This is a genomic window from Paenibacillus sp. NPDC058177, from assembly GCF_042883835.1.
GTDB classification, from domain to species: Bacteria; Bacillota; Bacilli; order Paenibacillales; family Paenibacillaceae; genus Paenibacillus_AQ; species Paenibacillus_AQ agri.
This window is the reverse complement of sequence record NZ_JBHVVB010000001.1, coordinates 201,804-214,008: the sequence shown is the minus strand read 5'-3', so window position 1 is coordinate 214,008 and position 12,205 is coordinate 201,804. Positions and strand designations below refer to the sequence as shown.

General features: G+C 47.9%; 8 protein-coding genes. All 8 read right to left on the bottom strand.

Features of this window, described 5'->3' with window-relative positions; genetic code table 11:
* Positions 1–171: 171 nt before the first annotated feature.
* The 8 genes from ACFVU8_RS00895 to iolG all read right to left on the bottom strand — a co-directional run bounded on the left by ACFVU8_RS00895 (position 172) and on the right by iolG (position 12,169).
* On the bottom strand, positions 172–2,133 hold the full coding sequence (locus tag ACFVU8_RS00895; RefSeq protein ID WP_246317184.1) for an ABC transporter substrate-binding protein: 1,962 nt from the start codon (positions 2,131–2,133) through the stop codon (positions 172–174).
* Positions 2,134–2,553: 420 nt separating this feature from the next.
* Positions 2,554–4,668 (bottom strand): DUF5054 domain-containing protein, encoded by a 2,115-nt coding sequence (locus ACFVU8_RS00890; protein ID WP_387425527.1) that lies wholly within the window; start codon positions 4,666–4,668, stop codon positions 2,554–2,556.
* A 28-nt stretch (positions 4,669–4,696) separates the two neighbouring features.
* Positions 4,697–6,232 (bottom strand): Vps62-related protein, encoded by a 1,536-nt coding sequence (locus ACFVU8_RS00885; RefSeq protein WP_379464577.1) that lies wholly within the window; start codon positions 6,230–6,232, stop codon positions 4,697–4,699.
* A 389-nt stretch (positions 6,233–6,621) separates the two neighbouring features.
* Positions 6,622–7,773, bottom strand: coding sequence for a GntR family transcriptional regulator (locus ACFVU8_RS00880; RefSeq protein ID WP_387425526.1), 1,152 nt, complete (start codon positions 7,771–7,773; stop codon positions 6,622–6,624).
* An 867-nt stretch (positions 7,774–8,640) separates the two neighbouring features.
* A complete protein-coding gene (locus tag ACFVU8_RS00875) occupies positions 8,641–9,171 on the bottom strand; it encodes an HAD family hydrolase (RefSeq protein WP_246317182.1) in 531 nt (176 codons plus the stop codon).
* Between the two features lie 20 nt (positions 9,172–9,191).
* A complete protein-coding gene (locus tag ACFVU8_RS00870) occupies positions 9,192–10,205 on the bottom strand; it encodes a LacI family DNA-binding transcriptional regulator (protein WP_387425525.1) in 1,014 nt (337 codons plus the stop codon).
* A 98-nt stretch (positions 10,206–10,303) separates the two neighbouring features.
* Complete coding sequence (gene iolB / locus ACFVU8_RS00865) at positions 10,304–11,137, bottom strand: 5-deoxy-glucuronate isomerase (RefSeq protein ID WP_175372458.1); 834 nt, start codon at positions 11,135–11,137, stop codon at positions 10,304–10,306.
* A gap of 18 nt (positions 11,138–11,155) precedes the next feature.
* Positions 11,156–12,169: an inositol 2-dehydrogenase gene (gene iolG / locus ACFVU8_RS00860; protein WP_387425524.1), complete on the bottom strand. Its 1,014-nt coding sequence runs from the start codon at positions 12,167–12,169 to the stop codon at positions 11,156–11,158.
* Between the last annotated feature and the right edge of the window lie 36 nt (positions 12,170–12,205).

The window sequence follows — 12,205 nt, the reverse complement described above, 5'->3', positions numbered from 1 at the left end:
ACACTTAATGATACAAGTAGAAACGGCTTTGCCGTCCGCTAAGGGACGGTATCCGTTTCAGCGAGAAATATAAGGATAATTTATACGTAAAACATATAAATCCTTATATTTCAAAAGGAAACAATAGCGGGGATGTGATCCCCCGCTATTGCCACAAGAAAGCTTCAAAGCTTATTGCTTGATAAAGAATTGCGCTGGATGTCCTTGGCCGAGGGAACGATATTCGTCACACCAGATGGCGTCGGTAGGAATGTTGTGAATCTTATTGTTGGCAACAATCAGCACTGGCGTTGGTCCTGCATAACCAATCACCCATTGGTTCTTCTGATGCAGCTTCACGATTTCATTGCTGTAATTGTTGATATCCTCAAGCGTTTTGCTTGATTTAACTTTATCCCAATACTCCAAGATCTTCGCTACATCACCTTCCGGTTTAACGCCTTCTTTACCGCCGGATTGCGTGTAGAGTCCATAATGACCAAGCCATGGCGTCATAACACGAAGCGGAACGAGGGTATCCGGACGGAAGGCTACGTTAGCGACAGAGATATTCTCAGTATGCATTGGAATCTGGTTGGCGTACTTCATGTCGAATTGGGTAGTACCATCCACGATCTTCACATTCGTTCTGAGACCCATTTCTTCATAGTACTTCTTGAGCAGCTCCAGGAATGGCGCATTGTCAGTGCTGCTTTCTACAATGGTCAGCGTCAGTTCCGAACCGTCAGCATTGGTACGGAAATTATTCTTATCACGCTTGGTGAGACCCAGTTCATCGAGGATCTTGTTTGCGCGTTCCGGATCATATTCAGCCCACTGTTTATCCCAGCCTTCCTGATACCCCATAACCCCTTTCGGAACAGAAGCCTGTATCGGCTCGCCGAGTCCGTTGGTTACGATCTCAGAGACTTCGTTCCGGTCAACCCCAATCGAAAGTGCTTCCCGGAATTTGATATCCTGGAACAGCTTGCGCAGGTTCGGATCTTCTGTCGTCTGGTTCAATTGAATACCGGCACTGGACCAGGATGGCTGTGTCCATGGAATGATGCGGAAGTCGCCTTTTTTCTCATTTTCCTTCAGGACTGTGAAGTCCTTGGAATCAAAAATAGTCAAGTTATAATCGCCGGAAAGCGTACCTAACACCTTTTGGCTTGGATCTTGAATCTTAGTTGCTACAATCCGGTCAATGTATGGTAGCTGCTTCCCTTCTTTATCTGTTTTCCAATAGTAAGGGTTGCGTTCCATCACGAATTGGTCACCGTTAGGATCATTCGTTGGTACCCAAGCACGGAGTGTCGGGATTTGGTAGTGCAGCCAGTCCGTATACCCGGTCTCCATGAGGAAGGTTTTCGGATCTTCATAGCCCCACTCTTTGGTGATCTCCAGTGTCTTCGCATCGCCTACAAATTCAGGCAGGATCGTCTTATGGAAGTGTGCCGGAGCAAAGAACCACTTGTTGTCAATGGCCACACGCTCCAGGAAGAGCACGCTTGGATACTTGTGAGTCACTGTAAAGGTGTAATCATCCACCTTCTTGACTTCTGCCAGCGCTCTATCGCCTGTTGCCGGATCGACGGAATAATAGGCATCGTAAATCTTTTTACCGAAAGTCTCTTTGGTCAGCATGTGCTCCCAATAGAAGAGGACATCATCGGCTGTGAAAGGAACACCGTCAGACCATTTCATGCCTTCCCGCAAATGAATGGTGAACACTGTGGAATCCGCGTTAACTTCATAGCCTTTGGCTACGTTTGGTTCAACCTTATTGCCTTCCTGATTGAAGCGGAACAGTGCTTCTTCAGTCGGTTGACCAATCCCCCACTTGTCAGCTACGCCATTCCAGGGCATCTTCCAGTCGCCGCCATACTCTCCGATTTCATCAACGACATTCTCAACCATAATGTCCTTGGCAGCCGGAAGACGCTCTTCCAGCTTGGGCAGCTTTCCTTCAGATACCAACTTAGCCAGATTAGGCGACTCTTTAGTGTTATTATTCTCTTTGACGATCGTTTCTTTCACATCCGGCGATTCCTTAACCTTCTCAGCTACGTTGTTAGACGAAGAGAATGAACATCCTCCCAAGGCCGTAGTCATAAGGATAAGGCCAATTAACAATTTGCTTCCCCTTTTCAAGTTAACCCCTCCGTGTTTAGATTTACGATTTGTCCAGCGGAACTTGCTCTAGTTGTCTCCCACCTCCCAAGTGGAATTAAACCGATTTAACATAAATATAGAATGCTATGTAAAATCGATATTAAACCGGTTTAATAGGGGCTTTAAAATAATAATGGGCCTGTTACTTACCCCACATTAAACCGGTTTAAATATCGTTAATACCAAAATGAAAACGCTTTATTTGTATAATACATGGAATTAAGCGCTTAATCAATAAGCAATTAACAGAATGTTCAATATTATTTTAAGATGAATAAAAAAGGGCTTTACCTTATTTGCAACCCGCTAATCCCTCTTACTTGTCCTATTATAGGACTCAAATGTACTAGGATTATTAGCTGATCATCAAATTTCGGTAAAACCCCTGCTTATTTCCTTTTATTTAAGATTGGAATGTGTGTTCAGACGGAAGCGGAACTTCGCATCATCCCCGTACCACATCGGGAAGTTTGTTCCCCATTTGTTGTTGTGCAGATTGAAGTGCCATCCCCCTGCCAGCGAAACAAAAGTATTGTCGAACTGCAGCAGTCTTCTCTCACCAGGCGCAACAAGTGCAGAATCCAGCGCTGCAATCGAAGCCAGGCCGTCTGCGCCTTCATAGAAAACACCACGATCTATAGCATGCAGATTACGGTTGCCGTCCTTCACCACACTCAGTGGCGAGATTGGACCGCCGAGCTTATCCATCATCCACAGATTCGGGTTATCCACCTTCAGGCCACAGCTGAACCAGCTGGCTTCCGGCAAGCGATTAGCATCTTTTCCGAACCACTGCAGACTAACGTCCACTCCACCGTCTCCGGCAAAGGTGTAGATCAGCTCCAATTCCTTTGGCGCTCCGTATACTTCATGAGCTTCCTTAGGCATGGACAGACGAAGCAAGTATTGATCCCCGTTCGCACCACTCGTCTTTTGCAACTCCCGTACAATTGGCTTGTAAATGCCGTGACTTGGCAGCGGACGCACGAACTCAAAACCAGGCTTGCTGAAGTCGGCATCTGCCCACGGATGCGTTAAAGGCAAGTTCTGCATGTACGTACGGAAATATCTGTTGTAATCATCTGTGCCGAAAGTTTCGTAGACGTATTCACCAAAAGGATGCTGAGCATCCACCCAGTTCTTGCCGTTGCCGTCGATCAACTGAATCAGAGCGCCGTTCTCATTGAAGGCTACCTCATAGCCGCCGCTGTTGTAAGCCGAATGACTGACAAACGCAGACGACCCGGACAACTCATTCTTCACTGGCTTCAATTGTTCAAACGCTGCCCGTGCTTCCGCTTGCTTATCTTCGCTCAATGCTGCGACAGCTGTGTCCAGATATCCGCGCTGCTCCGCCCAAGAGCTCTCGATCATCGAGTATGTGCGGCGGCTGGTCTCGGAAGCAAACAATCCGCTGGAATGCTTGTCGAACTCGTCCATGGCGAATGCACCGATGTATTGGAATTTGGCCGGAATATCATTCACGTCAATATCGTCAACTTCTCTCGCCTTGTTGAAGTCTGGCTTCGCGTAGTTGCGGAAATCCGGTAGCCATTTCTTCACATCAAGACCCCACGTATGCTCTACAACAAGCAGCAAGGCGTCGCTGAAACCTTTGTATTCGGCGCTTGCGATATCGATCCGGCCCTCAGCCAGCCACTTATCTCTCAAGCGCTGCAGCTCACGAAGCTTAGCAACCTTCAGTGGATCAGTAGCTCCGCCGTGAATCCAGGTATCTCCAAGCTCTTCACGCACAACAGGCAGTCGATCACTAACAGTGAGCAATTTTTCAGCAAAAGCATCCAGCGAAGAAGCAATAATCTCAGCATCCGGATAACGCTCTTGAATATGCTCGAACTGCTCACGAATCTCCTCTGCACTTGGCGGTCCACAGTTGTCGCCGGTATGCGCGAACAGCAGGATATCGTCAAGATCGTCAAGCTCTACTGCTTCACCGTAAGTTCCAGCGTAGTTAACAATGATCTCGCTGCCGTCTGCCGCCTGCCATCTGAACAGCTTCGGCACGTCTGGGCGCATAGAAGCCGGGTTCACGCCAAGGTGCATATAGCGAATGCCTGCTTCGCTCATGTATGGCACCATCGACAGGGTGTGACCGGGTACGTCTGTCATCTTCGAAGCAATCGTCGTTTTGCCGAACTGAGCATCCAGTTCTTGACTGATCGACAGACCGTAGCGGAACAAGGTCGGGTCCATTAGTTCGGTATGCGTTGTGAACGGCAAACCGTGCCAGACGATGTGCCCTTTGCGGATTGCTTCATCCATAGCCTTTTTGCCTTCTTCAGACGCATGATCCAAGTAATAGCGAATCAACCAGGAGCCTGTGGTCCACACGAAACGCTCTTTGCCACCTTTGGCTTCAAGCTCCGCAGCTAGCGCGATTGCTTTTGGAATATACTCCTCCATGTACTGCTTTACTACATTTGCTGCCAGATGGGTGAAACCGATATCGAGGTGAGTCTTAAAAACAACGTGTACTTTTTTTCTGCTAGTCATGGTTGTATGCCTCCGTTTTTCAAATAAATTAGTCAAGAACTACATCGTTCGTAAGCGCGCCTTTTTCTTGCGGGCCGGTAGGTCCGCCAGCGAGGAGCGGCTGTCCAAAGAAGGAGCCTTGGGCAGGATTACCAAATTTGTACACCGAGAGACTGTTCGGGTTGCTGTAATCTCTGTCCAGCCAGGACGGCCACGCATTGCCGAGGCCATTGCCAGTTAATGAGTTCGGGTAGTACTGGAATGCCTGAATATTGTTCCATGTATCCCATGCGGTTCCTTGATTCGCTACATCAATCAGTTGTGTAACGACCAGCTCTTTATACACATGGTTGCCTGGATCTTTCCACATTCCGTGGGAGCCAAAAGCAGAATAGGCTACGGGATGGGTATTATTCACTTTATCTACTTCATTCCAGTTGTATGTTGTGCCGAAGGAATGGGCACCATAATAAACTTGAACCGGTTTAATAAAATTCGTGCCTTGATCCGTGAATTTGGCCAATCTGACGGTTACACGTTCCCAATCCCCTACATGATCGCCTACTTCTGTACCGAATACGGTCTTACCAAGATCATAGGCGCTGTACTGGAAGTATACCAGATCGACATTGTTATACTCCTTCTCTACCCAGAACGCATAGATTGGAGCAGTGGCCAAATCGCCTGAGAAATAAGGGAGCTTTAGTGTATAAGGGTTGAGCTCCGTTTTAGTTTTGAATTCATACAGTCCAGAGCCAGGATTGATATAGCGGTCCAGATGAGGCAGCGTGAACTCTACAGAAGCCGGGAAGTAAGTCTCTCCTTGGGCGAACCAGATCCTTGGCGCAAAGGTTTGTAAAATCTCACGTTTGGCCGTATCGCTGTAAGCATTGCCTGGCACCGCTCTGGTTGTAGAATCCTGTGGTGAAATGGCCTCCACCTTCAAGCTGGATACCGAATCATTAATGTCACTGCCTACATAGATCGCATCAGCGGTCAGAACCTTGGAGGCACCGGAGTAGTTATAATCTTTGAATAGTGTAACCTTATAACCCGGGGCTATACGAATTGCAGAAATAGCGTCATTCCCCACTCCAGCCTTCAGATCATCCACATTGTAATTGCCGATATCAAACTGCTGCTCGAATCCGCCATAAGGAGAATTGGAGTAAGCAATCACCGGCTTGTTCGGACCACCAATCTTCTCCACTTTAAGACTGGAAGTAGCGTCATTGAAGTCATCCAGCCAGCTTGCATCGCTGGTTAGTTGCTTAGTGTCACCAGAGAAGTCCTTGTCACGATACAGGGTCAAGCGGTAGCCCGATGCTACCTTAACTGAAGAAATTTTGTCGTTGCCGACGACATTTAGCTCGTTTACATTGTAAAGGCCAATCCCAAACTGCTGGGAACTGCCGCCAAAATCACCATCCCGATACACGGTTACCGGATTATTATCTGCCGCCAGCGCTGACTGGTTGTCTTCCGCCGTCGCTGGCTGAGCTTCTTCTGCCATTGCAGGCTTTGCTACCGGTAAAATAAGAGATACTGCCAAGAACGATGTTGCAAGCAAAGATTTGATTGTCATATTCGGGCTCCTCTTCGAATAATGATTTCATTTTCTGCTAACATGCATGTCTTCAGGCTTCTGTAGGTCTATGTTCAGGATGTATGATAACGCTTTCCAAAAGGTCCTCCTTTCATGATTAAAGATAACTATACCCTCAGGGTAATCTATGTCAGTGACATATACAATAATAAAATCAACTTTGTTTTGTAAATTATTTCGAGCATACTTTTTAGTATTTGACCATATTTTACAATATTTTCGCACTTTTTAGGGATGAAGATAACACTACTGAGATTTGTTTTCCATATCCAAGAAAAATAATTCCATATGTCACTGACATATAAAAAGCCTATACGATCACGAACATGTGATCATATAGGCTTAAGGACTGAAAACCCCTGTTACATTCAGAGATTGAGATCCCGTACAGAGCTCCGTTCGATAATGGTCGTGTTTACCTTAATCGATACCGCTCCTTCCCTGGAATTCTCCATACGTTTGCAGAGAAGATTGACTGCCGCGTGGCCCAACTGCTGGGTGGTTTGTCTGGCTGTGGTCAACGGGACCGGCAACAAACTGGCGAGCTGGATATCTGAAAACCCGATGATGGACAGCTCATCAGGTACCGGTTTGCCGATTGACAGAGCCGTATTCAAGCAAGAAGTCGCCAGATAATCATCCGCACAGAGGACCGCCGTCATGTCAGGATTATTTTGCATAAAATCAACCAGCTCCTGATTGGAGCCATTCAGGTCCAGCATGTAATCCTCTGAGCAGTTCAGGTTAATATTACGCCCATTCACAGGTAGCTCATAATCCAGCATGACCTGCATGTATCCTTTATAACGGTCTTCCCGGCTTGTCACTCCGTCGAATGGCATTGAGAGATAACCGATTTCCCGATGCCCTCTCTGAATCAGATATGCCGTCAGATTATAGGCGCCTTGATGATGGTCATGATACACACAATCAATGTTAACCTCGCGAAAAATCCGGTCGATGATCACCAGCGGATAGTTTAGCAAATTCAGCTCCAGTACCTTCTCGCTGCAATGTGTTCTGCCTCGAGGGTATAGAATAATTCCGTCAACTCCGTCATCATATAGCTCCTGAAGGCTGGTGCTCTCATCCTCTTTATCGGTAGTCATGCGAATAAGCAGGTGACAACCAGATTTGCGGGCTTCCCGCTCAACGGATGCTATAATTCTAGCCACATAATCATCCACGTTCGGAAACACAAGGGCGATCCTCCGCTTGACCAGCGTCTTGCCCCCATCTGTTTGCTCCGCTACAAACTCCCTGTCCGGTCCCGAATAGTCACCTGACATAAAGGTACCTCGCCTCGCCAATCGGTATACAATCCCCTGCTTCTCCAGAATTTGCAGCGCAAGCTTGGCTGTCATGCGGCTGACAGAATACAGCTTGGCCAGCTCTGCCTCAGACGGCACCGGATCATGGGGCTGCAACTTACGCTTGCGAATTTCCTCCAGCACCAAATCAGCAGTTTGCAAATATAACAGCGGCTTCCGGTCCGGCTTCTGATGTTGTTGTTCTTCCATGTATGGCATCTACCTCAATTCCGTATTGCTATCTTTCTTTAGTCATTTTCTCATGAAAAAGATAGTTCGATATAGCTATTGTACAATCCTGTTCAAGAACCGCCACATTTATCACTAAATTAGACGAACTTTAGATACGAAAGGAAGGCTCGCTTGTCACTACGGTGAATGTTTGGACTTCCCCACCTAGAAAAAATAAGGGAGCAACAACCGCAGTCCACACTTCACCGGAATATTCGCCTGAGTCTACGTTCGAGCTTAGGAAGGATTTGATAACAGGAAAATATACCGTTAATCTTCCCCTCTCACCTTATTTTCTGTGAATAAAGGGATTTTCTCCAGTTAAATACCTGTTTTATTCCTCAATGATCTTGGTATGAGGTAATTAACAGGACATTTTCCAGTTATTTTTAGAAAAGCAGAGAATTTAATCAAAATAACAGGAGTTATTCCCGTTATTACAATGCCCTATCAAGTGAATTGAACTTTTCGGCGCATTTGTCAGTTGAAGCCGTGCAATCCTTGTGAACTAAGCATACAGAAGGGTTCATTTCTATTTTGTACCTTAGGCTACATAAAGACTGTTAATTACACGTCCGAGTCATTTTCGAAATTGCGTTGTGTTTATAAGCCTGTTATCTATACATTCCGCGCCGCGTGCGCCTCCCGGCGCGCGGTGCGTGGCCCAAGGTGGTGGTCAAACCTCTAATATAAAAAAACAGCCCTTTGTCCGAAGGATGGTTAATAACCAATTCTTCGGACAAAGGGCATGCATAGATTGAATTTCAAATTTTCAAAGTAGGACAGATGTCCTTATCCCCGAATGATATTTTCTAGCACAATCTATACAACAGGCAATCAGCCTTATTATTGCAGTTCGGCATTCAGCCGTTCAATGAGCTCAAGCAATTGCAGCGGTTCACTGACGGTATGTGTCGGCCGTTCGGATTCATCCGCCGGCTCGTGAGGATAACGCGGCGTCCAGCTCTGAAAGATGCTGGTGATGCCAAGTGCGTTGGCTCCCTTCATATCACGGCTCAGGTTGTTGCCGATCATGACGGTCCGGGAGAAATCTTGCTCAGACAAGTCAAGCGCGCCGATTGCGGCCTTGAACATCCGAGGGCTAGGTTTGATCGCTTTAATATTCTCAGAAATAATCATTGCGCTGAAATAATCGTGAAGTCCATGCTGCTTGAATACGTTCTTGAAAGATTGTGCATCACCATCGGCCACCAAGGCCAGCGTGTAGCCTCTCTCATGCAGAGTTTGAATCGTGATATCTGCTCCAGGGATCAGATCCGCACTGATAACGATGCCTTCTTCGTCCCGAATCTCGGTCGATTCATCTACGATGGTGTCGCCGCTGTCAAAAAAGATAATTAACCTCTTGTCGTCCATATTCTTTATGACCATCCTCTTCATTCGATTGGCGGACTGCCTGTGGATTCCCGGATGACCAGTTCCGGCTGCATGACAATTCTCTGCTTGATATCATCTGCGTTATCCAGACTGCCGATCAGCAGATCGAACGCCAGCTTCACCATCTGATCCATAGGCTGAGCAATGGTTGTCAGCGTCGGGTTCGTCACCGTGGACAGTATGGTATCGTCAAAGCCGATGATCGAGAGCTGCTCCGGTACGGATATACCCGCTTCCTTAGCAGCTTGCAGAGCGCCGATAGCAAGCAAATCGTTGCAGCAGAACAAAGCCGTGGGACGTTCCGATCCGCGTATGATCGCAGCGGCTGCCCGTTTGCCGTCTTTAATATTCGACTCGCAAGAGAGAATCTCCTCCGGGTTCAGTGAAATCCCCGCTTCGAATAATCCAAACCGGAAACCTCTGACCCGCTCAAAGCTGCTGCTCACCTTGAAATTCTCCGAAAGAACCGCCACTTGCTTGTGGCCCTTACCCAGCAAATACCGGGCGGCAAGCTCACCGCCTCTGAAGTCGTCCGTCAGGACGCTGTGCACCGAAATGCCCGCGGCCTCCCGCGCAATCATAACAATCGGAAAGGATTTTTCTGCGAGCAGCGCCAGAATCTCCGCATTCTCCAAGCCGGTTCCGATCAGGATACCATCAACGTTTTTTTGCTCCAGCAGCCGGATGTATTTTTCTACGCGTTCATCCCTGTTGTCCGTACTGCAAACGATGACACTGTAGCCGCTTGAATGCGCCAGGTCCTCTACCGTTCTCGCAATCTCAGAGAAAAAGGGGTTGGAGACGTCCGGAATCAGAAGACCTATCGTGTAGGTCTTCTTCCCCATCAAAGCAGACGCAATGACACTGGGCTGATAATTCAACCGCTCCATCACCTGCAGAATTTCTTCACGCCTTTTCTTGCTTACTTTCCCTTTGCCGTTAATTGCGTTGGAGACGGTGGCAATCGATACGCCCGCTTCCTTCGCAACATCATATATCGTGGTTGCTTTCATGGCATAGCCTCATTATTATCGGATTGTTAAGGGATAGTTTCTCTTCGGTCAAACCCCTATCACGTTATTATCCGATGAATATACTCTTTTTGCAACACTCATTCACTCTCAGTTGGAGCAGTAGTGCGGGGCTGTGCGAGCCATTCGTGATCTGGATCATTGTGGAATTTCCAGATCCGGGTTGGTCCAGCCATCACGTTCAAGTAGTATACATCATAGCCTGGAGGCGCCGAAACAGGGTGATAACCTTTCGGTACGAGCACGGCTTCGCTATCTTTGACAGCCAGCGTCTCGTCGAGGGAACGGTCATCCGTATATACACGCTGAACGGCAAAGCCCTGCTCAGGCTTCACATGGAAGTAGTACGTCTCTTCCAGTAGTGATTCGTCGGGGAGTGCATCCCGGTCATGCTTATGCGGAGGATAACTCGACCAGTGCCCCTGCGGTGTGAATACCTCGACCACCAACAGACTGTCAGCCGGTTCCTGCTCCGGTAAAATATTATGGATGAACCGCTGCGTAGACCCTTCTCCTCTAACCTCAACGCCTACATCGCTAGGAGCGATCAGACGCGCGTCATGGTTTCCGTGGCCTGGGGCCTTGCATACCGCAAGCTCCAGTTCAGTAACAGCAGTTACCTTGAAACGGTTGTCATTCGGGACGTAGACAGAATAAGGTGGAATCTGCTCGAACACGCTCATTCTTTGCCCGATATTGAGCCAGGAAGCATTGGCAGTCGCGATGTCTGCTCTACCACTCAGAAGCACGAGACATACCTCGTTTCCGTCTGTAGACTGGCTTAACGTCTCGCCTGGACTCAGTCGATAGACCTCAAAGCCTACATAGGTCCAGCCAGCGGACTCCGGTGTTACCGATAGAGCGGGATGATTTCCTGAACGCTTGGAATCCGGACTAACAATCAGCTTGCTCACGCTTTTCACAACCTTTCCTTATTGTAATTCCGAGAGTTTTATCGGACGGTTCTCTTGCATAGAAAGCTTCGCTGCCCGGGCAATTCTTTCCGCCTGCCAGCCGTCATTTCCATTGACCGAAACTGCCTTGCCTAGTAGGAGGGTATCGATAAATTGCTGTGTTTCATCTACATATGCTGCATTATAACGTTCCAGGAAGAAGTGCAGCGGCTTGTCGCTTTGGATGCCGTCTTCTGTACTCAAAACAGCCGTATTCGGGAAATCATTAGCGGCCGTTACAGAGCCTTTCGATCCGAACACCTCTACACGCTGGTCATAACCGTAAGCCGCCTTGCGGCTGCAATCGATGACGCCAAGCGCACCGTTCGCGAAACGGAGGGTCACAATCGCTGTATCCACATCGCCATATTGGCCGAACACAGGATCAATCAGTACGCTACCTTGTGTGTATACTTCTTCAACTTCACTGCCCGAGAGGAAACGCGCCATATCAAAGTCATGGATCATCATATCCATGAAGATGCCCCCAGAGACCTTAATGTATGCTTCTGGTGGTGGCCCCGGATCCCGGGAGGTAATCTTGATCAGATGAGTGTCACCAATGGCACCGTTCTGTACATGCTCACGTACCCGTTTAAAGTTGTGATCGAACCGGCGGTTGAAGCCGACTTGCAGTTGTACGCCGGCCTTAGATACGGCTTCGATGGCTTCTTCAGTCTGACGGATATCCATACTGAGCGGCTTTTCACAGAAAATATGCTTGCCTTGCTCTGCCGCCTTTTTGATCAGAGGAACATGCGTATCTGTGGAAGAACAGATAAATACAGCGTCAATCTCAGGATGGTTCAGAATCTCTTCGCTATCCTTAGTGACGATAGCAATGCCTCTGGATGCTGCCCATTCTTCAAGTTCCGGACCTGCGAACAGGTCGCTCACAGCGAGAATTTCTGCTTGCGGATGTCTAATCAAGTTGTCGGCATGGATTTTCCCGATTCTGCCGGCGCCGATAATACCGAATTTCAGCTTCTTCATAGTCGTCAGCCTTTCGTAGTGGGGTGTAAATCATTC